Annotated in this window: 20 protein-coding genes and 1 pseudogene; 12 read left to right on the top strand and 9 right to left on the bottom strand. The window is 44.9% G+C overall.

Going from position 1 to position 24445, the window contains the following annotated elements; translation table 11 throughout:
- Window positions 1–35 precede the first annotated feature (35 nt).
- Both OOK74_RS12090 and OOK74_RS12095 read left to right on the top strand, forming a co-directional pair.
- Entirely contained in the window at window positions 36–1763 is a 1728-nt protein-coding gene (locus tag OOK74_RS12090) for an SgrR family transcriptional regulator (RefSeq protein WP_278183464.1), read from the top strand.
- 405 nt (window positions 1764–2168) lie between these two features.
- On the top strand, window positions 2169–2735 hold the full coding sequence (locus OOK74_RS12095; protein ID WP_274722990.1) for a PhnA domain-containing protein: 567 nt from the start codon (window positions 2169–2171) through the stop codon (window positions 2733–2735).
- Between the two features lie 202 nt (window positions 2736–2937).
- On the opposite strand, the gene OOK74_RS12100 is transcribed toward OOK74_RS12095, so the two are convergent.
- The 5 genes from OOK74_RS12100 to OOK74_RS12120 form a co-directional block, all read right to left on the bottom strand.
- A complete protein-coding gene (locus OOK74_RS12100; RefSeq protein ID WP_278183465.1) occupies window positions 2938–3126 on the bottom strand; it encodes a hypothetical protein in 189 nt (62 codons plus the stop codon).
- 151 nt (window positions 3127–3277) lie between these two features.
- Complete coding sequence (locus tag OOK74_RS12105) at window positions 3278–4870, bottom strand: ABC transporter ATP-binding protein (protein WP_278183466.1); 1593 nt, start codon at window positions 4868–4870, stop codon at window positions 3278–3280.
- On the bottom strand, window positions 4867–5922 hold the full coding sequence (locus OOK74_RS12110; RefSeq protein WP_278183467.1) for an ABC transporter permease: 1056 nt from the start codon (window positions 5920–5922) through the stop codon (window positions 4867–4869). The genes OOK74_RS12105 and OOK74_RS12110 overlap by 4 nt, the downstream gene beginning before the upstream one ends.
- The gene (locus tag OOK74_RS12115; protein ID WP_274722986.1) at window positions 5919–7004 is read right to left on the bottom strand and encodes a microcin C ABC transporter permease YejB; all 1086 of its coding nucleotides are present in this window, start codon (window positions 7002–7004) and stop codon (window positions 5919–5921) included. The genes OOK74_RS12110 and OOK74_RS12115 overlap by 4 nt, the downstream gene beginning before the upstream one ends.
- Before the next feature lie 8 nt (window positions 7005–7012).
- A complete protein-coding gene (locus OOK74_RS12120) occupies window positions 7013–8830 on the bottom strand; it encodes an extracellular solute-binding protein (protein ID WP_278183468.1) in 1818 nt (605 codons plus the stop codon).
- Between the two features lie 377 nt (window positions 8831–9207).
- Between OOK74_RS12120 and OOK74_RS12125 the strand changes: the two genes are divergently transcribed.
- Window positions 9208–9645: a DUF3069 domain-containing protein gene (locus OOK74_RS12125; protein ID WP_274722984.1), complete on the top strand. Its 438-nt coding sequence runs from the start codon at window positions 9208–9210 to the stop codon at window positions 9643–9645.
- A gap of 138 nt (window positions 9646–9783) precedes the next feature.
- Here the strand turns inward: OOK74_RS12125 and OOK74_RS12130 are convergent, their stop codons facing one another.
- Window positions 9784–11223 carry a sucrose-specific PTS transporter subunit IIBC gene (locus OOK74_RS12130; RefSeq protein WP_274722983.1) on the bottom strand — a complete coding sequence of 480 codons (1440 nt, stop codon included), beginning with the start codon at window positions 11221–11223 and terminating at the stop codon, window positions 9784–9786.
- 245 nt (window positions 11224–11468) lie between these two features.
- On the opposite strand from OOK74_RS12130, the gene OOK74_RS12135 reads away from it, so the two are divergent.
- Entirely contained in the window at window positions 11469–12461 is a 993-nt protein-coding gene (locus tag OOK74_RS12135) for a LacI family DNA-binding transcriptional regulator (protein ID WP_274722982.1), read from the top strand.
- 78 nt (window positions 12462–12539) lie between these two features.
- Window positions 12540–14177: a glycoside hydrolase family 32 protein gene (locus tag OOK74_RS12140; RefSeq protein WP_278183469.1), complete on the top strand. Its 1638-nt coding sequence runs from the start codon at window positions 12540–12542 to the stop codon at window positions 14175–14177.
- Between the two features lie 76 nt (window positions 14178–14253).
- Here OOK74_RS12140 and OOK74_RS12145 read toward each other — a convergent pair whose 3' ends face one another.
- On the bottom strand, window positions 14254–14967 hold the full coding sequence (locus OOK74_RS12145) for a tRNA (adenine(22)-N(1))-methyltransferase (RefSeq protein WP_274722980.1): 714 nt from the start codon (window positions 14965–14967) through the stop codon (window positions 14254–14256).
- 209 nt (window positions 14968–15176) lie between these two features.
- On the opposite strand from OOK74_RS12145, the gene OOK74_RS12150 reads away from it, so the two are divergent.
- The 3 genes from OOK74_RS12150 (at window position 15177) to OOK74_RS12160 (ending at window position 18776) form a co-directional block, all read left to right on the top strand.
- The gene (locus OOK74_RS12150; protein WP_278183470.1) at window positions 15177–15527 is read left to right on the top strand and encodes a GlpM family protein; all 351 of its coding nucleotides are present in this window, start codon (window positions 15177–15179) and stop codon (window positions 15525–15527) included.
- A gap of 37 nt (window positions 15528–15564) precedes the next feature.
- Entirely contained in the window at window positions 15565–16002 is a 438-nt protein-coding gene (locus tag OOK74_RS12155) for an NUDIX hydrolase (RefSeq protein ID WP_278183471.1), read from the top strand.
- Between the two features lie 413 nt (window positions 16003–16415).
- The gene (locus OOK74_RS12160; RefSeq protein WP_278183472.1) at window positions 16416–18776 is read left to right on the top strand and encodes a Lon protease family protein; all 2361 of its coding nucleotides are present in this window, start codon (window positions 16416–16418) and stop codon (window positions 18774–18776) included.
- Between the two features lie 76 nt (window positions 18777–18852).
- Here the strand turns inward: OOK74_RS12160 and OOK74_RS12165 are convergent, their stop codons facing one another.
- A complete protein-coding gene (locus tag OOK74_RS12165; protein ID WP_277206983.1) occupies window positions 18853–19290 on the bottom strand; it encodes a DUF2850 domain-containing protein in 438 nt (145 codons plus the stop codon).
- 327 nt (window positions 19291–19617) lie between these two features.
- Between OOK74_RS12165 and ppnP the strand changes: the two genes are divergently transcribed.
- The 3 genes and pseudogenes from ppnP to OOK74_RS12180 all read left to right on the top strand — a co-directional run bounded on the left by ppnP (window position 19618) and on the right by OOK74_RS12180 (window position 20814).
- Window positions 19618–19905, top strand: coding sequence for a pyrimidine/purine nucleoside phosphorylase (ppnP, locus tag OOK74_RS12170; RefSeq protein ID WP_274722975.1), 288 nt, complete (start codon window positions 19618–19620; stop codon window positions 19903–19905).
- Window positions 19906–20115: 210 nt separating this feature from the next.
- A pseudogene (locus OOK74_RS12175) lies at window positions 20116–20274 on the top strand (sensor domain-containing diguanylate cyclase); the annotation flags it as partial.
- Window positions 20275–20424: 150 nt separating this feature from the next.
- Window positions 20425–20814, top strand: a complete 390-nt coding sequence (locus tag OOK74_RS12180) for a hypothetical protein (protein WP_278183473.1) — start codon at window positions 20425–20427, stop codon at window positions 20812–20814.
- Here OOK74_RS12180 and OOK74_RS12185 read toward each other — a convergent pair.
- Entirely contained in the window at window positions 20776–22050 is a 1275-nt protein-coding gene (locus tag OOK74_RS12185; protein WP_274722974.1) for an ABC transporter substrate-binding protein, read from the bottom strand. The genes OOK74_RS12180 and OOK74_RS12185 overlap by 39 nt on opposite strands.
- 332 nt (window positions 22051–22382) lie before the next feature.
- Between OOK74_RS12185 and OOK74_RS12190 the strand changes: the two genes are divergently transcribed.
- Window positions 22383–24389: a cellulase family glycosylhydrolase gene (locus OOK74_RS12190; RefSeq protein WP_278183474.1), complete on the top strand. Its 2007-nt coding sequence runs from the start codon at window positions 22383–22385 to the stop codon at window positions 24387–24389.
- Window positions 24390–24445: the final 56 nt, after the last annotated feature.

Genomic DNA, 24445 nt, shown 5'->3' on the forward strand with positions numbered 1-24445 from the left:
ATCGACAATTAGTCTTGAGATGAGATTTCCTCTTTATGAGCAGCCCTCGGCTACGTGTTCAATTCGATACATTGTTCGAACATTTTCAAGGACAGGATGTTGAAACTCAATTAGAAGATGTAACAGACATTCTATTTTGTACCCGGCGTAACGCGCGAATTGTGCTCAATAAAATGGAAGAGGAGGGTTGGCTTGAATGGCATCCCGCCCCAGGACGTGGCAAGCTCTCGCAATTAATCTTTAAACGTACTCGGGCAGATGTGTGTGAAAATCTCGCACGCCGCTACCTGAATGAAGGCAAAATAAGCCAAGCGTTTGCAGCACTGAATCAAGATGCAGCGAAATTAACCCAAGTGATTGAAAGCTATCTTGGGGTGCAGCATCAAGAGGGACTGCAAGTGGTCAGGTTGCCATACTATCGTCCACTTTCCATGCTCAATCCGCAAAAAATGATGCGCCGTTCAGAGCAGCATATCGCTCAACAGGTGTTCAGCGGCTTAACTCGCTTAGATGAAGCGGAACAATTACAGCCGGATTTAGCCCATGCTTGGCAAGCGATTTCTGAGACGCATTGGCGATTTTATTTACGTCCCGGGGTGCGTTTTCATAATGGTAATTTACTGACGACTGAATTGGTGGTGCAAAATCTTTGGCAACTTCGATTGGTGAATCTATTTGCCCACATCGAACGAGTCGCTGCGCCGTATCCTTGGGCAGTCGATGTGTTTTTAAACAAACCCGATGCACATTTGCCGTTAATGCTTGCCGAAGTGTGCGCCAAAATGCTTCCAGCCGATGCCGATCGCAACCAAGATTTTGATTTAATGCCTGTGGGTACTGGTCCTTATAAAGTGGTATTAAATGATGAAAAACGCTTAGTATTACAAGCCTTTGATGGCTATTTCGGCTTTCGTCCATTACTCGATAGAGTCGAAGTCTGGGTGATTGATGAAGTTCACTCATCCATGGTATTTCCCAGCTTATCCAATCCGATCAAAACCGCGCGAGGATCTTCAGAAGAAGAGGTGGAGTTGGATCCCGGCTGTACTTATTTGCTGCTCAATCGTCGTAATGGTGTCGCCAAAGATGCACATTGGGCGCGTTATTTATCCGAGCGGCTCAGTGCGCTAAACCTATTTCGCCTATTACCGGAAGAGAAGATTATTGAGCTTGGGGTTTTGCCCGCTTATGGTTTAAAACCCGGTTGGTACCATCACTCAACACCGCCTCATAAGATATACCCACCAGAAGCAAAACAAATCACCATTGCTTATCATGCACAGCATCCAATGTTTCCCACCGTAGCCAGTGCGATTAAGCAACTGCTTAATCAAGATGGCATCAGTGTCAACATTATAAAGTATGAGCATACCGTACTAGAAACCGAACAGGTTGATATTTGGATCAAAGCGATGGGAATAGCTAATCATCGTGACGAGGCTTTAGCGGGATGGATACTCAATTATTCGGATATTGAATTTATGAGCCAAAATGAGGATTTTAATCAGTGGGTGAGCCTAATTGATACTTGGCGTGCGAATTCATCGGGCGTATTTCCGGCCAAAGAGTTAGGTAAGTCCTTGATTGAAAAACTACAGTTGATCCCAATGTTCCATTGCTGGTTAGGGATCAGCAAAGATCAGTGTGGTGCTTTGCAAAATGCTAAATGCAATGCACTGGGCTGGTTTGATTTTAGTCAAGTCTGGGTTAAACCAGAATTATCTGCCAAAGGTTTTGCTGTGCAACGTTATAGCAAGTCATGAAATCGTAATATCAAGCGGTGATCCGCTGATGGTTATTCGCTAATCATCATACTTAACATTGCTCAATGATAAATATGATGATTAGCTATTTTATGGTAAATCCTATTATGTTTAATCCCATTTAAGCGGGGGATCATAGGCAAGAGAAAGGCTGGTGGTTTTAATATCATATTTAACATAAGATTGATAATGCGAAGTGCATTGCTAATTTAAGACAATTATGTCTTAATCACCGTAAGTGAACGATTCATGAAAATTGGAAGTTTAACATACCTTACTGTTTGACTATTAACGCATTTATTTGCCACCACGAGTCACAACACAAGGTAAATCTCGCGATATCCCTTTAAATTTTGAGTTTAAAATGGATAATACGCGCTTACATATTTTTACAAGGTGGGTACCATGTCTACTGAAGCAACTTTACTTGAACGCTGTCAATCACAATGCGAGCTATGTGCCGCACCAGCGCCTCTTTCTCCTTTTGTGGTTGCGCCGCACACACTAGTTACAGTTGATCACGCGGTTATGCTATGTGATACCTGTAAAGGGCAAATCGAAAACCCTGAGACGGTCGACGCGAACCACTGGCGCTGCCTAAATGACAGCATGTGGAGCCAAGTTCAACCGGTTCAAGTACAAGCATGGCGTCAACTAAAACGTCTTGCCGAAACGCAAAGCTGGGCTGGCGATCTGCTTGAAATGATGTATCTGGATGAAGACACCGCGAAATGGGCTGAAATTGGCATGGATGATGATGCCGATAAGCCGCGCGATGTGAATGGTGTCGAACTGAAAAAAGGTGACGATGTCACTGTTATCAAAGATCTGCCAGTTAAAGGCTCAAGCATGGTGATTAAACAAGGCACTGCTGTGCGTGGTATCGCTCTGACTGATGATCCAAAGCACATCCAAGGCAAAGTTAATGGTCAAACCATGTATATCATTGCCGAATATTGCCGTAAGAAATGATCCCTCTTGAGTACAGACTGATTTAACAGCGACTTATGATGTGTATAACCCAAAGTGCCTCAATAGTGACTTTGGGTTATTTTTTACGTTCAGGCACACAAGCTAATCACCTGCACCAGAATGATGTAGGCAAAGCAACAAAAACGCCGACCATTGGCCGACGTTTCCATTGATATCTACTGTCAATCACTCGCTGAGTGACTTACCGGTATAAACCGAGATCTTTTTGAAGATGCGCTGACAATTCGTCCGCTTGGTAATGACGTGGAGCATTTGCCAAAAACAGAATGTCGACTAGGTGAGCTATCAATCCTTTGAAGTTAATCGCGTAGGTCTTGCTATCCTTAGAGGTTGGATCCGCAAGGGTCCCCATTTGCATTAGCTGAGCCATGTTTGCCTCTGTTGAATCGGTTACTTATTTTATTAGGTTCAATTTTAGTCAATCACCGCGTGGTTAGAAAATGACGAATTTTACCGATTCAGATAACTTAAACTAATGCCCTATTCCCAACTTACTCGCCTAGCTACCCTTTATGCTTCATTTAGGCCAAGGCAAGACGCACCAACTGTTGTGTATACGGATGCTGTGGTTGAGCAAATAAGCGTTGGGTTTCCCCTTGTTCGACAATGGCTCCCGCCTTTAGCACCATAGTGTGGTGGCACATTGCGCGGATCACCGCTAAATCGTGACTGATAAACAGATAGGTTAACTGGTATTTCTGCTGCAGATGTTTAAGTAAATCCAAGACTTGTGCTTGCACTGTACGATCGAGTGAGGAAGTCGGCTCATCGAGCAAAATAAACTCGGGCTTAAGGATCAGCGCACGAGCAATCGCAATACGCTGGCGTTGTCCACCTGAAAACTCATTCGGATAACGATGCCGCGTGCTGATATCCAACCCCATCTCTTGCATGACCGCACAAATGGCTTGATCAATCTGCTCTTCATTCATCTGACGATGAACACGCAAGCCCTCCCCAATCACTTGAGCGACCGACATGCGCGGATTCAGCGCGGAATAAGGATCTTGAAACACCACTTGCATTTTGCTGCGATACGGCAACATCTCCTTACGCCCTAGCCTTTGCAAATCTTCTCCAGCAAAACGAATTTCTCCTTGGGATGCGAGCAGTTTTAAAATGGCCATACCAGTGGTGGATTTTCCTGAACCACTTTCGCCGACTAAGCCCAGCGATTGCCCTTTGACTAAAGTGAAATTAACGTCCGTCACGGCTTTGCTATACCCTTGTGTGCGCTGAAAGAATCCGCCTTTGATGGGAAACCAAACTCGCAAATTTTCGACCTGTAATAACGTAGGGGCATTCATGTCCGCCGTAATTGGAGCCCCACGAGGATCGGCGTTGATCAACTGTTGTGTATAAGGATGCTGCGGCGCGGCAAAAAGTGTTTGGCAGTGATTGGTTTCCACTAGCTTACCTTGTTGCATTACGGCCACTCGATCTGCAATTTGGCGCACTATGCTTAAATCATGGGTAATAAACAACATCGCCATGCCAAACTCTTGTTGCAGTGATTTCAATAGCGCCAAGATCTGGGCTTGCACTGACACATCCAACGCGGTAGTCGGTTCATCGGCGATCAGTAGTTCAGGCTCATTGATCAGCGCCATCGCGATCATCACCCGCTGACGTTCACCACCTGAAAGTTGATGTGGATAAGCATTAAGCTTAATTTGTGGATGATGGATCCCGACCTTGGTGAGCCATTCTAATGCGATTTGCTGTGCCGCCGCTGAGCGTAAACCACGGTGAATGGCTAACGTTTCCACCAACTGTTGACCAATTTTATGTAAGGGATTGAGTGACACCATTGGCTCTTGAAAAATCATGCCAATTCGCCCGCCTCGTAATCCGCGCAGTGTTCGCTCTGAGCAGCGCAGCGTATCAATCCCGGCAAACTGAATACGGCCATTTAAGTAATGAGCCGAACCTTTGCCAAGTAGGCGTAAAATCGCATTTGCCGTGACTGACTTGCCCGAGCCACTCTCGCCCACCAAGGCTAAGGTTTCGCCACGCGCGATCTGTAAGCTGACCCCTTCTGTCACCGGGCGTATTTTGTCTGCCGCACCAAAACCGATCGAGAGATCATCAATCTTCAATAGCCAATCGTTCACGAGCCGCTCCGTTGCAAATGAGGGTCAAAGGCATCACGCACCGCTTCACCAATAAAAACCAATAAGCTCAGCATCAGTGATAGTACGATAAACGCCGATAAACCAAGCCAAGGTGCTTGCAAATTCGCTTTACCTTGCGCGAGCAATTCCCCTAGTGATGGCGAGCCGGCAGGCAAACCAAAACCAAGAAAATCTAACGAAGTCAAAGTAGTGACCGAGCCAGAGAGGATGAATGGCATCATAGTCAATGACGCCACCATCGCATTAGGTAACATATGGCGTAACATGATCCGTAAATCACTGACCCCCAGCGCCTGTGCTGCGCGCACATAATCAAAGTTACGGCAGCGCAAAAACTCGGCACGCACGACACCCACTAAACTCATCCAGCTAAACAGCACCATGATGCCAAGTAACCACCAAAAATTAGCTTCAACAAAACTCGATAAAATGATCAATAGAAACAAAGTCGGCATCCCTGACCAAACCTCAATAAAACGCTGACCGAGCAGATCTAACCAGCCGCCGTAATAACCTTGCACCGCGCCAATCAGCACGCCAATCAGGGAGGAGATCAGCGTCAATATAAAACCAAACACGATCGAGATCCGAAAGCCATAGATGATCCGCGCTAATACATCACGACCTTTATCATCGGTACCCAGCCAATTGACCGCATCAGGTGCTGATGGTGCGCTGCCAGCCAGATTGAAGTTGATGGTGTCATAGTGAAAGCGGATCACTGGCCAAATAATCGTCCCTTGCTCTTCTATCAATTCAATGACGAATGGATCGGTATAATCGGCAGCGGTAGCAAATTCTCCGCCGAACTCGGTCTCGCTATAAGTTTGAAAAATCGGCGTATACCAGCGTCCTTGGTAGTGGATCAGCAGTGGCTTATCATTGGCGATCAACTCAGCAAATAGACTTATCACCAGCAATAGTAAGAAAATCCATAATGACCACACACCACGCCGATTAGCGTTAAATCGAGCCCAGCGCGCTTGGGTTAACGGATTGGGCGCGGGTTGTATTTTTTGCCACATTTTCATCCGCGAGCCTCAAAATCGATACGTGGATCGACCCACATGTAAGTCAGGTCTGAAATAATACTCAGCAGTAATCCGAGCAGGGTCATAATATACAAAGAGCTAAACACCAGCGGATAATCGCGTTGGATGGTGGCCTCAAAGCCGAGTAGACCTATCCCTTCCAATGAGAACATCACTTCAATCAGCATTGAGCCAGTAAAGAAAATACTGATAAACGCACTTGGAAAACCGGCAATAATGATCAACATTGCATTACGAAACACATGACGATAGAGGATCGCTCGCTCATCCAACCCTTTAGCCCGTGCAGTCACCACATATTGCTTATTGATTTCATCCAAAAACGAGTTTTTGGTCAGCATACTTAAGGTGGCAAAACCGCCGATCACCATTGCCAATGTAGGTAAGGTAAGATGCCAAAAATAATCAAAAATTTGTTGGTACCAAGGTAACGCGGCAAAATTATCGGAGACCAATCCACGCAGTGGAAACCAGCTGAAATAGTTACCGCTGGCAAATACAATGATCAACATCAGCGCAAACAGAAAACCCGGGATTGCATAGCCGATGATCACCAGCGCACTCGACCAAATATCAAATCGTGAACCGTGATGGATCGCTTTGCTGATGCCCAGTGGGATTGAAATAAGGTAAATCAGTAAGGTGCTCCAAAGCCCAAGCGAGATCGAAACGGGCAAGCGTTGAATGATCAAATCAATCACGTTGCCACCACGAAACAGACTCTCACCAAAATTAAAACTGGCGTAATCTTTCAGCATCTGCCAATAACGCTGGTGCAATGGTTTATCAAACCCAAACCGACGAGTGATTTCTGCCACCACTTCTGGGTCTAGTCCCCTTGAACCTTTATAGCCACTCACTGTCGCGTCCGTAGTGGCGGTGACCTCTTGGCCTCCACCACTAAAACGCTCCATTAAACCAGAAGTGTTGCCTTCAAGCTGGGCGATCGCTTGCTCAACTGGACCGCCTGGGGCAATTTGAATGATAAAAAAGTTAATGGTGATAATCGCCCATAAGGTCGGCACCACCAGCAGTATACGGCGTGCAATATAACTCAGCATCACGCCTCCTAACGCCGTTTTTCCGGCAAACGCTGCGCTTTTTGTTGGTCTACCCACCAAGTGTCTAAGCCTAAAGAATATTTAGGCAATTGCGTTGGACGGCCGAATTTATCCCACATCGCCACCCGATATATGCTTAAATGCCATTGTGGGATCAGGTAGAAATTCCATTGCAATACTCGATCGAGCGCTCGTCCTAACGCGCGCAGCTTAATGGTATCTTGCTGACTCGTTGCGATTTGCTCGGTGAGAGCATCAAGCACCGGATCATTTGCCGCGGCGGTGTTGTAAGTGGAATCCATATAATGTGAATTCCACACAATCAATAAATTGGGACTCGGATAGGGATTCGCACTGTAACCATGTGAAATCATATCAAAGTCACGATCACGTAACCGTTTCGTGTACTGGGTGGTATCGACCGTGCGGATCTTCATCTCGATCCCCATTAATTGCAGATTTTTTTGCAGCGGAATGGCAATTCGCTCCGCGGTTGGGCTGTAAATCAGCAACTCAAAACGCAGTGGTTGACCGGTTTGGGTATGGGTCATCACCTTATTATTCAACTCCCACCCGGCCTCTTTCAGTAAGGCAAATGCCTTACGCATCTGTTGGCGGATCCGCCCGCTACCATCGGTCACCGGTGGTTGATACACCTCACTAAAAACGCGGGCTGGCACACTCTCTTTATAGGGCAATAAAATCGCTAACTCAGCGGCATCCGGCAGTTGTTGCGCGGCATATTCAGTATTTTGGAAATAGCTGCGAGTGCGCTGGTATTGATCATAAAACAGGTTCTTATTCATCCACTCAAAATCTAAGGCGTAATTTAACGCTTCACGCACTCGAACATCTTGGAACACCGGGCGCTGAGTGTTGAAAATAAATCCTTGGGTAGCTGCGGGGGCCTGATGAGCAATTTGCTCTTTCTTGATCAATCCTTGATCAAAATGACTGCCGGTATAGGCGGTTGCCCAAAATTTAGCTTGATTCTCTTGGCGTAGGTCAAACTCTCCCGCTTTAAAAGCTTCCAGCATCACCGTATCGTCACGATAATAATCATACTGAATTTGTGCAAAATTATGCCGACCCACGTTGACCGGTAAATCTTTCGCCCAATAATTTGGATCGAGCTGATAGGTCACGCTTTGCCCAGGTTTGAAAGCCACAATTTGATAGGCGCCACTACCAATTGGTGGCTGATTGAGTGGTTCGGCCAGATTTTTATCTTGCCAGAAATGTTTGGGTAACACGCGGGTTGATTGTGCGAGGCTAAACAGTTGTTCACGGTTAGGTTGCTGCATTTCGATGCGGACTGTTCGTTCAGCAATCGCCCGCACTGACTTTACATCTTTGTAGTACACCCGATATTGCGCGACCCCTTCGCTCATAAATTTATCAAAGGTAAATTCCACATCTTGCGCTGTAATGGGCTGTTGATCATGAAAGCGTGCCAGTGGATTAAGATCAATTTCCAACCAAGTGAAATCATCAGAGTAGCGAATTTTACTGGCAATCAGCGGATAGTATGAGTCGATTTCATCCGCCGGTGAGAACATGAGTGGATCATACAATTCTTCGCTATTGGCGGCGGCCACCCCACGTGATGCAAAACGGTTAAAGTTATCGTATGTGCCTAATTCGCCAAAGGTGACTTTGCCATATTTGGGCGCCTGTGGATTTACATAATCAAAATGCGCAAAATTGGCAGGATATTTGGCTTGCCCAAACCCAACCAGCCGAGTGGTTTCGACCACATTGGCCCAGCTTATCTGGCTAAATAACACCAGCAGGATACCTAATCCTATCGCTTTGTAACTGCGCATCGCTCTCTCCCTCAGCATGTTATCTTATCCTATTCCATATCAAACTTAGATGTGATGGTATAAATAACCAATCATACAGACAGTTAAATCGCCTTAAACCTAAGCTTTTGGCCGATGCTAACACAATTTTTTATCTGAAACGCCACCAATCCGTAGTCAATTAAAATCGATTGGGCTTCATGATTGCCATCGCTATTCGCTTGATTCTGGCTCAAATCTCATTTTATTGATAGAGCAACCAGCGTTTAGGCTAAGTGTGCAAAAATTGATGCAACAAAGCGCGTTAAATGTGCAGGCAACGCCTATTTTACGCGGTTGTATTGACATTTTTTGATAACTTCCTAGCATGGCATTTTTCACTGTAATGAGAATTTTCCATGTCTGAGACAACCCCAACCGAAACACCAGCAGTGGACTTAGCATCCATCTCACCAGAACTGCGCCAAGTTCTAGAGTTTGATCAAGTGCCAGAAGCAATGTATCACATGGTAACTTCGATTCATGAAGTCTCTGAAGAAGTGGTTCGTGAATCCTGGAACTCACTGCCAGCCAGTGCACAAAACATTCTGGATAATTTTGAACAGTTTCATGCACTGATTTCCGTTAGCCAAGCTTTTGCTGGGCTGAATGTCATGGAAGAGTTCCCAACCTTGAATCTTCCTAAAGAGATGAGCGAGCAAGATAAAGAGGCCTATCGGGCTCAGTTGCTGGATCAAGTGCTGCACAACTGTGTTAAAGACATGGTTAAACAGATCAAAAAAGCACGCCGTGACCCAATCCTTAAACGTGATTTTAAAGACGTGTTTGCCCAATAAGCCAATCACCTAGGATCTTGTTGATCAAAAGCGGTAAATGGCCAAGCAACTATGCAAGGAGCGCATTAGCGCTCCTTGCATTTTAGGCAAAAAAAAAGCCCACTCAATCAGTGGGCTTGCGTACTTCATAGGGGGAAGTTACGCCATTACCTGAACCCCTTGCTTGGCCTGCTCACGTAGCCCAAGTAAGAAAGTCAAACCAAATGCGGCGACAAAAGCAATCACCATCCCAACAATATAGTAGCCAATTTGCTGTGGAGTAATCGAAATGATCCCAGGCAAGCCTGCCGCGCCTAAAGCTTGAGCTTTGACATTAAATAACGTAATGAAAGCACTTGCCAAAGCCGAACCACAAATCGCTGCAATAAACGGATAACGCAGCTTCAAATTAACACCAAACATTGCAGGTTCGGTAATACCCAATAATGCGGTGATACCAGATGGAATCGCAATCCCTTTGAGTTTGCTCTCTTTGGTCATCACGCCCACCGCTAACGCTGCGGCACCCTGAGCAACATTTGACATAGCCGCAATCGGGAAGATAAAGGTTCCACCAGTGGTGATAATGTCGGCCAATAATTGCGTTTCGATGGCAATGAAGCTGTGGTGCATGCCAGTGATCACAAAAGGCGCATAGATGAAACCAAATAAACCACCACCGATAAAGCCTGCTGAATCATAAAGCCAATTCAGCGCGTCACCAAGCATAAAGCCAATATCACGAGTCAGTGGGCCGACCAAGGTGAAGGTGAGAAAACCGGTGATAAAAATTGCCAACATTGGTGTCAGTAGGTTATCCAACACTGAAGGCACAATTTTACGCAGACCATTTTCAATTTTGGCTAAAATGAAAGCCGATACCAGTACCGGTAGCACCGAACCTTGATAACCCACTTTCTCAATAGCAAAACCAAGAATATTCCAGGTGGGTACCGTACCTGATACCGATGCACTGCCAAATCCCCAACCATTGAGTAGATCTGGGTGTACCATCAGCATGCCAAGTGCGGCGCCTAAAAACGGATTACCGCCAAATTTACGTGAGGCTGAGAACGCAAGTAATACTGGCAGATAGACAAACGGAGCATTGGCAAAGGTGTTGATCATGCTGGCTAAATCAGCCAATCCAGGATTAGCATCAATCAGTGATTGCCCTTCAATGAATAAACCGGTGGCCGTAAGTACATTGAATAACCCCATTAACAGACCACCAGCCACAATGGCAGGAATAATCGGCACAAAAATATCCGATAAACCTTTCACCGCCCGTTGCGCCCAGTTCTGTTTTTCTGCACCAACCGAAGCCACATCATTGGTTGACATGTCAGCTAACCCAGTTAATTTAGCCATTTCAGCATAGACTTGGTTCACAATGCCTGAGCCAAAAATGATTTGATACTGCCCTGCAACTTTGAATTGTCCTTTCACGCCTGGCAGTGATTCGATGGCGCTTTCATCGAGTTGCGTTTCATCTTTTAACACTAAACGTAGACGAGTCGCACAATGCGCAAGTGCTTGAATATTGCTTTTGCCACCCAAGCTATCTAGAAGTTGTTTTGCTATGACTGGATAGTCCATAACTCACCCCGGTATTTATTTTTGTTCAATTGAAAATAGGCCGTTTGCCATATCAATTGGGAACGTTTGCAAGATCATTCTTGTCTGTTTCTTTGTTGTGGTCAAAATCAATACCATCAAAATGTGAATAAGATCGCCAAATTTACTAAGGATGCCGCATGAAACAGGGTTAAAATGCGATTACTCATTTGTTTGTAGTCTCTATTTCTGCAATCAATCCCAATTTTGCGCCTTCAGGATGCTCTATGGCCAGTTTGCATGATGTTGCCCGTTTAGCGGGTGTTTCTAAATCTACCGTTTCTCGTGTTATTAATGATGAATACGGCGTTAAACAATCTACAAAAATCAAGGTGTTACAGGCAGTTAAGCAATGTGGTTATGTCGTTAATCAAGTCGCGAAAGATCTCAAATCACAAACCACCAATTTGATTGGTGTGATTGTACCCCGTGTTTCTTCTCATGCCACTGCGCAAGGAGTAGATGGACTAACGGCCATTTTCGAACAAGCAGGCAAGCATGTGCTATTGGCCAACACCCATCAAGTGCATGCAAAAGAAATCGAATATATTCAGATATTTAACCAAAAAAGAGTCGAAGGCATTGTCTTTTATGCGACGCACCTTGATAAGCCTCTAGTCGAAGCGATTCAGCAATCAGCCGTTCCGGTGGTGTTGGTGGGGCAAGACGGTTCGTTATATAACATTCCGAGCATAGTGCACGACGATCATCGAGTGGGTTTTGAGGCCGGACAACGCTTAGTCACTGCCGGATGTCAGCATATTGGTTTTATTGGTGTGCAAAGTGATGATATCGCAGTCGATGTACTGCGCTCACAAGGCTTAGAACAAGCCCTTGCCTTTCATCAATTAGAACTGCTTTTTCATAGGCGCGGAGATTTTTCGCTGCACTCCGGTTATCAAATGGCCAAACAAGCTTATCAAGATCACCCACAGCTTGATGGCCTATTCTGCGCAACTGACCGACTGGCGATTGGCGCAATTAAAGCGCTGCAAGAGCTCGGCGTTCAAGTCGGCCAGCAAATTAAATTGCTTGGGGTGGGCAATGATGAGTTGGCTTATGTGAGTACACCACCATTGGCAACTTTTAACTATGCATTTGATAAAGCTGGCGAAAATGCAGCAAAAATGCTGTTAGAACGGATTGCGGGTCGTGGACAAGAAATGAGTAAAGTGGTGCTGACCTTCCAAAATATTCAACGGGAAACTTGCCCTGTGTGATCACGAAAAACTTGCTTTACCGGTTTGGGGACGCTAAATTGAGAACGTTCCCGACATTTTTGATGGTAAGGTAAGTCAATGTTATTAGAAAAACTGCTCGCATATGCCGGTGGAATCGACAACGTCACACGGATTTTAGCCCCGCAAGGTCGCGTGGCTTTAGCTCTACGCGACGTGCCCTTAACAACCGATGAATTAGCAATCGACGAAATTGAGCTGCAATCGGTACTTGGCGAATGGCAGATTTCCATCCCACGCAATGCTTCTATCTCTGATCAGCAGTTAGCCGAGATTGGTTTAATTATTGCTCAGCGCCAAAAAGCGCAGACCTTACCTTATCAACGTGCGGTGGCAAGCCTTTATCGCCCCCAATGGCACATCTCTCCACCACAAGGGCTGCTCAATGACCCCAACGGTTTTATTTACCATCAAGGGCAATATCACCTTTTTTATCAATGGTCGCCTTTTGCTTGCCAACACCAAGATAAATATTGGGTCCATCTTACCAGTGCTGATTTAGTCGATTGGCAGTGGCAATCGGTCGCCCTAACCCCTGCCGATTGGTTTGATAGCCATGGCGTTTTCTCCGGTCATGCGGTCAGTGATCAACAAGATTTATGGTTATTCTATACTGGCAACACCCGCTTAGGAGTCGAGCGCCAACGGCAAACGATGCAGTGTGCAGCCCGCATGAATGATTGCGGAGAGTTTGAAAAACTCGGGCCGCTGATCCGCTCATTACCTACTGGTGTAACTGAGCATATTCGCGACCCCAAAGTAATTGGCCGCCAAGGCGATTGGCAAATGTTACTGGGAGCTCAAACGCTGCAGCATCAAGGACGACTGGCGATTTACCGCTCCCATGATTTACTCAATTGGCACTTTGATAAGCTGTATGGGGATGAACTCGGCGACTATGGTTATATGTGGGAGTGTCCTGATTGGTTTGAACTACAAGGTGAGCGTTTCTTGGTATTTGGTCCACAAGGGATCAAGTCAGACAATCCTCATCACACGATTCAACATCAAAATCGGATTTTCCGGGTGACCCAAAATCCGCAAGGTGAAGTCACCTTCCACCAAGGTTGGCCTTTGGATGAAGGGTTTGATTTTTATGCTCCGCAAAGCGCTCAAACTGCCGATGGGCGTCGTGTACTCTGCGCGTGGATGGGCTTGCCCGATGAACTGCAGCATCCCACTTGCGACCAAGGTTGGATTCATCAACTCACGGCACTGCGTGAATTAGAGTGGCGCAATGACCGGCTTTATCAACAGCCATTGCGTGAGCTACAAACGCTAATGCATGCCCAGCAATCACTACTTTTAAGTGACATTGTCACTGACATGCAAAGCAAAAGCTTTGCCCTTAAAGTGACTCTGCCCTGGGGCTGTGAATTGCGCTTAATGCAAAACGCACACTATCAGGTCCGATTGACGTTAGATGCCGAGCAACAAGTACTGCGCCTTGACCGCTCAGCAACCCAGATCCGTCAAGGTGATACGATTCGCGAACTGTCACTGAGCAGCGCAAATGTCGAGCTATATATTCTCGCCGATCAATCCTCACTGGAAATTTTCATCAACCAAGGTGAACATGTGATGACAAGTCGCATCTTTACCCCACAAGATGCGACCGGGATTTCGTTGCATGGTGCCACTGTACGCGCTGAATGGGCCAATATCGCTGCAAGTTGTGCGCCATTTGCTACGGTTTGATACTGCAACAATCTGATACCAAATAAACACTGAGCTGGGTCAACCGCCTAGCTCAGTGCTTTTTTTGAACCAGCACTTAGTCATTTAAGCCGTGAGTATGCGGGATAATGACCTGCTGATACGCTTGCCTGCGCTGCTCGGCAGCCCTATCACCGCCTTGAGCTTTGCGTTGATAATGATGCTGTAATTGTTGTAAATAGCGCTGCGCTATTTTTTGCTGCACTTGGTTGTCGGTGTGCCACAACGCTTTGCCAGTTAAAGAGAGCGGATGCTCAATGGCGGCCGAGGCGCGGTTAATTTGCACATGCAACAGCTCATAAATCCGCTGATTTTCTTCCAACAAATGCTCACTGTGCAACTCAGCACCAAGATTGATTAACTGTTCACGCAATGTATACGTGTGATGTACTGGACACAGCAGCAGATCTAAGCTCAATGTCGGATGGCGTTTAACCAGCTCAGTGATAAATTCACTCATCAAATCACCACCGACTCCAGCAATAATCACCAGCTGCGATCCAGCATGTGCTGCTAATGGCAAATCGCGCACATCAATACAATAGGTATGCCAACGAGCTAAGTCTGAAGCTGCTGGAAAAAAATCGGTTAAATCGCGCGTTACCTTTTCCATCAGCTGCGGCACGATATCGACAAAATGCACGCAGCTGTGCGGATGTTGCTTAAGTAATGCGGCGCCGAGTAAGCCATGATCGCAGCAGCAATCCCAAATGTGATCATAGTGTCGATTGACTTGCTGAACTAACCGGGTTAGCCGTTTGCCTAATTTCATGCCATTCCTCAATTCACTGTCTTATTCAACTGGTGACTTAATTAAAACTTTGCCAATTATACGGATGGTTGAATGGTGACTTAAGTTGGTTGTTTTTACACGCGAAAAATTTGCCAACCAAAACTACAGATGGCTCAATTGCTAGTTCACCTTGATCCTTCGCTGTTTTATAGTGAGAGCATCTTATCTCGCTTCTCAAAGGAAATGTCATGGCGAGCCTGTTTATCAAATGCCTACTGGGTGCATTAGCGGTATTGATGATTGCTTTATTATCCAAAAGCAAAAATTTTTTTATTGCCGGATTAGTCCCCCTGTTTCCCACTTTTGCCTTGATCGCCCACTACATCGTGGGCACAGAACGGACCATGCAAGATTTACGGCTCACCGCACTATTCGGCCTTTATTCGCTGATCCCATACGCAGCCTATTTGCTCGCTGTTTATTATTTTAGCTATCGTTACAGCCTAACCGCGACTTTGCTTGGCGCAACGTCAGTTTGGCTGATGTTTGCTGGGCTATTGCTGATGGGTTGGACCCGTTTTGCCACTCACTTTACCTAAAAAAACAGACTTAACTCACCGTTAATTTGAGGGAAATATGTCGATTGTCAAACCGTTAACCACTCAGTTACCGATCGCCGAATGTGTTTCGTTCTTGCTGATCAAACAAAATCAAGGATTGCTGGAGCGCCGCTCCGCCAGCAAAACTTGCGATCCCAATATTGTTGCCATTCCGGGTGGCCATATTGAAGCGGGAGAAAACCAGGCACAAGCCCTGCTGCGTGAAGTGCAAGAGGAATTAGGCATTGAGGCGACACGCTTTGGGTATCTCTGCTCGCTCTATCATCCGACCCAACTTGAGCTGCAATTGCTGCACTATTACGTTGTCACCGAGTGGCAAGGAGAAATTGCGTGTCATGAAGCCGATGAAGTATTTTGGCAACCGCTGAGCACTAGTACGGTCGAAACCGTGGCCGATAAAATTGCAGTGCAAGAATGGCAACGACTTTATCAAAGCGGATTACTCAGCGCTTAATGCTTTGTTGCAAGATGCCAGATCGCATGTACGCTCTATTGGTGGCAATAAAAAACTCGCTCTTTATCGAGCGAGTTTTTTAAGGTCGGCGGCCAAACCGAATTGACAGCTATGCCATGGTCAAATCAGCGAAAACGCACCAAGCGTATTCACCTACAGCTCAGTATAGACCGCGTTTGTGAAGCTAATATGAATCACCAAAAATTCTATTGCATATTATCGAGTTAATTAATTGTTGACTTAAAAGATCACTGGATGGCAATCGGTTCAATACGCTTGCCAATAACGATTTATACGCTAACTTTTGGGCTGAAACTTATTTAAATTGGTAATAAATCACTAAAAAGACAATGATTTATCTCTACACTTAAGTGAGATATTCCCAACCCCACCTCGACAACAGGAGTGCATTGATGGCGATTCAGCATCTGAGTTTTGAGCAACTCTACCAAGTAGCAAAACTAGAAAATTTAGCCTGTAAGTCAACTAAGGAACTGGCTCCGATTGATCAAATCGTTGGGCAACAACGCGCACAAAAAGCCGTCGAATTTGCCATGTCGATTAAAGAAAAGGGCTATAACATCTACGCAATTGGTCACAATGGATTGGGTAAGCGCACCATGATTTTACGCTATCTCAGTCGCCATCAACATGATGCAAGTCAGCTGTATGATTGGTGTTATGTAGCCAATTTTGATGATATCCGCGTCCCCAATGTACTCAAACTGCCCTGCGGGATCGGCCTTAAATTTCGCCAAGATATTGAAAAATTGATGAGTAAATTGGTAACCGCGATTCCCTTAGCCTTTGATAACGAAATCTATTTTAGTCGTACCGAAAAGCTCAAAAACCAACTGACCCAAAAACAAGAAAGTGAACTGGCAAACATTACCCGTAGTGCCAAAGATCGTGGTGTCAGTTTAACTTTGACTGCGCAAGGAGAGTATCAATTTGTTGCTTTAAATGGTGAGGAGATGCACACCGAAGCGACATTTGATGCACTCTCCAAACGAGAGCAGGAGCATTTTTGTCATACCATCGATGAACTCGAGGTGAGCCTGCGTAATATGGTCCGTCAACTTACGGAATGGGAAGAGTCATACAGCGAAAAAATCAAAAAATTGAATGATGAAGTAACGCTGGATGTGATTACCCATTTTATCAAGCAGTTGAAATTGGACTATTCAAAACTCCCTGAAATCAAAGCCTATTTGACCGACTTACAGAAAGATATTGTAGAAAATGTCGATATTTTCTTAGATGAAACCAACGATCAAGGTGAAATCGCCAACGCCTCTTTGGATAAAAAACTTCCTCGCCGTTATAAAGTGAATCTATTAGTAAGCCGTAATGCCGATGAATTCCCAATAGTGGTTGAAGAGAGCCCTAGCTATCATTCACTGTTTGGTTATGTGGAAACCGCGACCTACAAAGGGACCGTCTTCACCGATTTTTCCTTGATTCGCCCGGGTAGTTTGCATAAAGCCAATGGTGGTGTGCTGTTAATGGATGCGGTAAAAGTGCTTGAACAGCCCTATGTTTGGGATGGTTTAAAGCGCGCTCTGCGCTCACGTCAGCTCAGCTTCACCTCATTAGAAAAAGAAGTCACTCTAACTGGAACGGTATCACTTGATCCTGAGCCGATCCCGCTCGATGTCAAAATTATTTTGTTTGGTGATTATCGGACCTATGAATTACTTACTCATTATGATCCTGAATTTAGCGAACTATTTCGGGTAACTGCCGATTTTGCTGATGAAATGCCACGTAATGCCGATTCAGAGCTGCACTATGCGCGTTTTATATCTAGCATAGTGCACGATGCCAATATGCTGCATTGCGATCGTAAAGCGATCGCCCGCATCATCGAACACAGCTCGCGCACTACCGGCGATCAAACGAAATTGTCGTTACATTCGGCACATATTGCCAATTTGCTACGCGAATCTAACTATGTCGCCAAGCAAGCCAACGCCAATCTAATCCGCCAAAGCCATGTTGAAGAAGCGTTACGCAACCAAGAATTGCGGGTCAATCGTCTGCAACAAACAATGATGGAGAGCTTCGTCAATGGAACTACGCTGATTCAAACCGAAGGCAGTGCAGTGGGCCAAGTCAACGCATTATCCGTGTTAGCCACTTGCGATCATGTGTTTGGCATGCCCAATCGGATCACCGCGACGACTTCCTATGGTGAAGGCGAAATTATTGATATTGAACGTAATGTGGATCTTGGCGGCAGCATCCATTCCAAGGGGGTAATGATTTTATCGGCTTATCTTAGTTCTGTCTTTGGTCGTACCGCACATATTCCGTTAACTACCACAATTACCTTTGAACAATCCTATGGCGGAGTTGATGGTGACAGTGCCAGTATGGCAGAGTTTTGTGCGATTGTTTCGGCATTCTCCAAACAACCGAATCGGCAAGATATCGCGATTACTGGCTCAATGAACCAATTTGGTGAATCACAACCGATTGGTGGGTTAAACGAGAAAATTGAAGGTTTCTTTGATGTCTGCGCGATTAAACGTCGCCATAATAGCCAAGGAGTGATTATTCCTCGCTCTAATATGCATAACTTAATGTTGCGTGCCGATATTGTTAAAGCGGTGGAAAAAGGTGAATTCCATATTTGGGCAATTGAACATGTGACAGAAGCGATCGAGATTTTTACAGGAAAACCCGCAGGTTTACCGACCGAAGATGGTAGCTATCCCGTCGATACGGTGTTTGGTCTTGCTCAAGCTAAACTGAATGCATTGCGTAAATAACCAATAAGTAAACTGACCAAGAGCGGTTATTGCACGTCAATTCTAGGCTCAGTGATTGATGGTTAAGTAAGACATATTATTCATTAAAATGGTCGTATAATGCCGCGCGCCTAACCTGCGCGGCATGAGTGCCCTGATCATTAACGGTATGCTCATAGCCAGCTCGGATAAAGCGTTGTAACGGGTTGACAGGCACGAGACGTTTGAGCTGTGGAGAATTGACGTTTCCGGTCAACTCATAAATGAAGGTGCCGCTACCAGTATCAATCGTGATCTTCACACCATCAAATTTAAACTGAGTACTGATCAAACGATCATTACGAAACACACCTTGCTCATTAAAACGCAAGACCTCGGTTTGATAGCTGGGAGCCCCGATCTCAATCCAAGTTCCAAACACATGTTTGGGATTAACGTAATCTTGGTAGCTCACATACAGCAAAGTAGCAAATATGCTGCCTAAGATGACCAGAGAAGACCAAAATACCGTTTTAACGACCCATTTTTTTGCCATAAATTCACTTGGTTGAATAATAAACATAATGAAAAATAAACTGTTATCGTTTAATGCAGAATAAACGATAACGACCTTCGCATTGATAATGTTGCCTCACCTCTCCCATCGCAAAAGCCATACGGTAAAAGCGTGATCTAAAGCGCAAAGATATCGGTTAGTTTGGAATTAAATGCGCTTAATTGATCAGTGAGTGATGCCATAAAAGCGATTTAATTATGACCAGAGCATGGTCAGGGGTTGAACAACTGATCAGCATAGGTTAAAAATCGGGTTCCACTAATGCAGTGGTATCACTTAACGCTCAACACTCAACAGGAAAATGGCATGATTAAGGAAAATGTATATTTTGATGGCCAAGTGAAGTCATTGGGATTTAAGCAGCAAGATGGTGAAAGTACGATTGGTGTTATGGCTCCAGGCCACTACACCTTTGGAACAGGTGCGCCAGAGCGTATGACGGTGGTAAAAGGTAGACTGATAGTTAAACGTGTCAATGACCCAGATTGGATCACCTTCAATAACGGTGAACGCTTTGAAGTAGCGGGAAATTCCTCTTTTGATCTACAAGTAGAGGTCGCAACTGCTTATTTGTGTGAATTTTTACCAGACTAACAGTACAAATATGATGAGTTGAATGGTGAGAAACCGCTAAACTCTTCATAACAAAACTGCAGAGTCGACATTCTCATGGCTATTTTAGCTAAGCATACTGATCAATATGTTCATAATGATCTTCGCCAAGATCTGACTCAACAGCAGCGACAACCTCCACCCAAACCGCTACTAGTACTCTACAGAAAGCATGTTAAGCCACATCTCTCAACCCTGATTGTTTATGAAGATAAACGGATTTTACTGCAACCAAGCATTGACTACGCATTATATGACCCGTCTTTCGTCAATCCTGATGGTATGTTTAAGCTTGCAGATCAGCGAATGTATGCCGCTAACCGGCGACAGCTCATGCCCAAACATGTTTGATTTGCATTTTAAAAACCACCCTTTCGCAAAATGCAAAAGATTTCGCATTCTGTCACTCGATTATGTGCTTAGTTGTAATTAAACTGCCTGCAATTTGCCCTATCACTCTATTTTTAGGCCAATTTAAAAGTTGGCACACAAAGTGCATATATGAGTCCGACCCTTGTAAACCCAGGGTCACCTAGCCAACTGACGTTGTTAGTGAACAGTTTTGTTCGCACTTATAAACGGCCAATCACGCCTTTTGTGGTTGGTCTTTTTTTTTGTCTGCCTTCGGTGGAAGCAACCAAAGAAATCCAAGATGAAATTGGAGCAATTCAAAACACAAACTGCTTTAGTTCGCCAATTTCGCCGTTTGTAATACACGAGCTGAGCATCTTCAGTCAACGATACGGACTCTACTTTCCACCAAACAATATCACAGCTAAAAAACGTGGTTTAGTGATGACAAAAAAAAAGGCCGTTCCCCCCGAACGGCCTTGGCAACTTGCCAATATTATTTTATTTAACGATGCGTTGTTTGGCTCGATCCCAACGTGAATCTAATCTCTCAAGCGCTTCATTGAAATTTTTCGCAGTGATCACATCTTGAATATAACCACCTGAATAAAAATCGATTTTTGAACGGTTGGTCACTTCAATAAAGGTTGATGAGTTAACTGGTGTTTGGATCACCTTTGGCTCATAGCTCATAAACTCATTAAGCTGTTCCAATGAAGGACTTTTACTTTTCAGGGTAGGAATAAAGCCCGCAATTTTTTCAAAATCAGAATTTTCAATCAAAAATTTCAAATACGCTTTGGCAGTTTCTTTATTGTTTGAAAACTTACTAACGGCATAACCCCAGTCATGATTCATCTGTGCCTTAAGAACACCCGTTTCATCTGATGGAATCGGCATAAAGCCAATATTGTCTGAAGCGGCGCCACGTTCAATCACTTGCGGAATAACCCAGTTGCCGAGGTAATACATCGCTGCATCACCTTTAGCAATCGCATTTTTTGAGTCTTCCCATGAGTTGGTCATCAAATCGCGCTCGGTTAACCCTTGGTCAATCAGTCTCTTCAATACCGTCAATGACTTGTTATATGCTGTATCTCCAGAAAATGGTTTATCTTGAGTGAGCATTTTTTCGTACACATCATTACTACCCTCGATCACCAATGGAAATTTATCCCACTGTTGGAGCGGCCATTGCGCACCAAAGTTAATGTAGAATGGGATTTGTCCATTGGTTTTAATCTTTTCAGCCGCAGCAAACAAACCCGACAAGGTTTTGATCGGCACTTCTACCCCAGCTTTTTTTAGCACCTCTTTATTATAAACCAGTCCCTCAACCGAGTTACCCATTGAGATACCGTATGCCTTGCCATTATTTTGCCAAGCATCGTAAAAATAGACATCGTCTTCCGCATATAACTCATTGAGCGGCTCATAAAAGTTGCCATATTGCTCGGAAGGAACCGATGGCAAAATTAACACTAGATCGCCATAGTCCCCAGTATTCATCCGTGGTCGTAAACCGCCTTGGTAATCAGCGAATCCAACCACTTTAACTTCCGTCACACTTGGGTAAAGCTGCTTAAATTCTTGCTCATAACGGCGATAGACACCCGCTTCAACCAAATCGGTTCGGTTGGTATAAAAGGTAATCGAACCTTTGACTAACTGTGGATTAATACCATTGGTGACTTCTGCACTAGCCACGCCTTGTACACCGAAGGCGACTGCACCAGCAAGTAATGTTTTGGTAATTGTAGGTACCAGTGATTTCATTCTCGTTCTCCATTCCCATCTCAGTACAAGATGTGTTGTTTATCTATCTGATGCAATATTAACGTTACGATTTTTGTTTACCAATGCGATTGTTTGGTTACGTGATAACCATCACCAACAGAATTCAGTTTTTTGGCAGGAAAATAAATAAAAACAATCAATAACATACATTTACAAATAAACAAACGCTAAGAAACAGGAAGAGAACAAGCTCACAATTTCTGGATTAAATTGAGCCACAACACAAAATCGAAACGTTACCATTAATATCTTGAACTGTTTTAGCGACAATGGCGACAGCATTAATGATTGTGCATTTTTAAGGACGAGAGATGAAAAACATCCACTATTCACTACCCTTACTCACATTACTCACTGCTTGTAATGGGGTCAGCCATACCGCGGATACCACAATCCCGCTGGATAACATGCAACATTTTGTGGTGCAACAGGGTAATACTTTGTTACTCGATGGCCAGCCATTTCGCTTCGCGGGAACCAATAACTACTATATGCATTATCGCTCCCACGAGATGATTGATGCGGTTTTAGACGATGCCAAAGCCATGGGCCTAAACTCGATTCGGGTGTGGGGCTTTATGGAAGGAATTAGCCATGAGCACACCATGCAGGCTGAACCTGGCGTATTTACCCCTCCAGCAGGAGTGCACAGTGCGTTAGAAAAATTAGATTATACCGTGGCTCAAGCCAAAGCTCGTGGCATCCGAGTAGTGATTGCTCTCACCAATAACTGGGGCGACTTTGGTGGTATGCAACAGTATGTGGATTGGTTTAATGGTAGCCGTCATGATGATTTTTATACACAACCTTCGATTAAACAGGCTTATAAAGAGTATGTAAAACATCTGGTTGAACATAAAAACCGCTACACTGGCGTGATGAACAAAGATGAACCTGCGATCATGACTTGGGAACTGGCTAATGAACCGCGCGCGCAATCCGATCCCAGTGGTGAACTCCTCTATAACTGGGCAAAGGAGATGAGCGATTATGTTAGAGACCTTGCTCCTCATCAGTTAATTGCGTTAGGCTCTGAAGGTTTCTTCAACCATAAAGGTGCTGATGATTGGACCTACAATGGCAATGAAGGTGTCGATTGGGATCGGATTATCACCTTACCGAATATCAACTATGGAACCTTCCACCTCTACCCCGAACATTGGGGAAAACACAATTCTGAACAATGGGGCACACAATGGATTATTGATCATGCCAACGCCGCAAAAAAAGCCAACAAACCGGCCGTACTAGAGGAATATGGCATTGGGCGCAATGAACCACAAAACCGAGACTTCATCTATCATAAATGGACCCAAACCGCTTATGAACAAGGTCTCGCTGGCAGCATGTTCTGGATCCTAACCAGCCTTGATTCTGATCAGCCTGACCGACTCTATCCCGATTATGATGGTTTCCGGATCCTCAATGACGGTGGCAGCACCGCAACGTTACTGACCAACCATTCAAAGCAGATGCGTGGCCTGCCCTACGAGCAAAAAAATAGTGTATACCTTACCTATCCAGTAGAGGGGATGAAAGTATCTGCAGCCACATTTACGGTTCGCAGTTACCCAATGCCAATCACTGGTAATAAAGTAGAACAAGTTCAATTGCGACTACCTGAGAGCGATCAGTTACTTGAAATGACCGATAATGATGGCGACGGATATTACGAAGTCGAACTCAAGGCAGACGACATTGGTTATGGCGATAAGACATTGATCACCATTGCGAGTTTTACTCAAGGAGAGCGACAAACTGATCGTGCCAAAATCGAAGTTGATCGCCCAATCATCGGTTACGAAGTTGGTACCCGCTATGATTTTAACGATGACACACTGCAAGGTTGGCAAAAAGAAGGCACCTGGCAAGCCAATTGGAAAAATCCCGCCCTACAGATCGCGACCGATTTGGGTAGCCCAATGTTACAGCTAAATCTCGAATGGTCCGGTAAGCATGACTGGGAAGAGCTAAAACTACGCAATTATGGCGTAGAAAGCTTTGGGCTGCATACTAAGATGCGTTACACCTTGTATGTTCCTGTCACCGCAGGAGATCAGGGTGGTGTGCGCCCTTACGCTGCACTCGGTGACGGTTGGGTAAAATTGGATGCGGATAAACATCGCTCTCCAGTTAACCAATTAGAGAAAGTACAGCTTAACGGCAAAACATTTTACAAACAGATAGTTGAAATTAATCTTGGCGATGTTTCAAAGAAACTCCCTGATATCTTCTTATGTATTGTCGGTGACAAACTTGCACTCGATGGTTCTGTATTTATTGATGATATTGAGTTTTTAAAACCTATCTACAATTAACCAATATAACTCAGAGGATGAGCTGTAGTGGTCAAGTAAAATTGGCCACTACACCT

This window comes from Vibrio misgurnus (assembly GCF_029635775.1).
In the GTDB taxonomy this organism is placed as follows: Bacteria; Pseudomonadota; Gammaproteobacteria; order Enterobacterales; family Vibrionaceae; genus Vibrio; species Vibrio chanodichtyis.

Coding starts and splice junctions, on each gene's coding strand:
- OOK74_RS12090 (WP_278183464.1), top strand. CDS start 36: ATGAGCAGCCCTCGGCTACGTGTTCAATTCGATACATTGTTCGAACAT.
- OOK74_RS12095 (WP_274722990.1), top strand. CDS start 2,169: ATGTCTACTGAAGCAACTTTACTTGAACGCTGTCAATCACAATGCGAG.
- OOK74_RS12100 (WP_278183465.1), bottom strand. CDS start 3,126: ATGGCTCAGCTAATGCAAATGGGGACCCTTGCGGATCCAACCTCTAAG.
- OOK74_RS12110 (WP_278183467.1), bottom strand. CDS start 5,922: ATGAAAATGTGGCAAAAAATACAACCCGCGCCCAATCCGTTAACCCAA.
- OOK74_RS12115 (WP_274722986.1), bottom strand. CDS start 7,004: ATGCTGAGTTATATTGCACGCCGTATACTGCTGGTGGTGCCGACCTTA.
- OOK74_RS12120 (WP_278183468.1), bottom strand. CDS start 8,830: ATGCGCAGTTACAAAGCGATAGGATTAGGTATCCTGCTGGTGTTATTT.
- OOK74_RS12125 (WP_274722984.1), top strand. CDS start 9,208: ATGTCTGAGACAACCCCAACCGAAACACCAGCAGTGGACTTAGCATCC.
- OOK74_RS12130 (WP_274722983.1), bottom strand. CDS start 11,223: ATGGACTATCCAGTCATAGCAAAACAACTTCTAGATAGCTTGGGTGGC.
- OOK74_RS12135 (WP_274722982.1), top strand. CDS start 11,469: ATGGCCAGTTTGCATGATGTTGCCCGTTTAGCGGGTGTTTCTAAATCT.
- OOK74_RS12140 (WP_278183469.1), top strand. CDS start 12,540: ATGTTATTAGAAAAACTGCTCGCATATGCCGGTGGAATCGACAACGTC.
- OOK74_RS12145 (WP_274722980.1), bottom strand. CDS start 14,967: ATGAAATTAGGCAAACGGCTAACCCGGTTAGTTCAGCAAGTCAATCGA.
- OOK74_RS12150 (WP_278183470.1), top strand. CDS start 15,177: ATGGCGAGCCTGTTTATCAAATGCCTACTGGGTGCATTAGCGGTATTG.
- OOK74_RS12155 (WP_278183471.1), top strand. CDS start 15,565: ATGTCGATTGTCAAACCGTTAACCACTCAGTTACCGATCGCCGAATGT.
- OOK74_RS12160 (WP_278183472.1), top strand. CDS start 16,416: ATGGCGATTCAGCATCTGAGTTTTGAGCAACTCTACCAAGTAGCAAAA.
- OOK74_RS12165 (WP_277206983.1), bottom strand. CDS start 19,290: ATGGCAAAAAAATGGGTCGTTAAAACGGTATTTTGGTCTTCTCTGGTC.
- ppnP (WP_274722975.1), top strand. CDS start 19,618: ATGATTAAGGAAAATGTATATTTTGATGGCCAAGTGAAGTCATTGGGA.
- OOK74_RS12180 (WP_278183473.1), top strand. CDS start 20,425: ATGAGTCCGACCCTTGTAAACCCAGGGTCACCTAGCCAACTGACGTTG.
- OOK74_RS12185 (WP_274722974.1), bottom strand. CDS start 22,050: ATGAAATCACTGGTACCTACAATTACCAAAACATTACTTGCTGGTGCA.
- OOK74_RS12190 (WP_278183474.1), top strand. CDS start 22,383: ATGAAAAACATCCACTATTCACTACCCTTACTCACATTACTCACTGCT.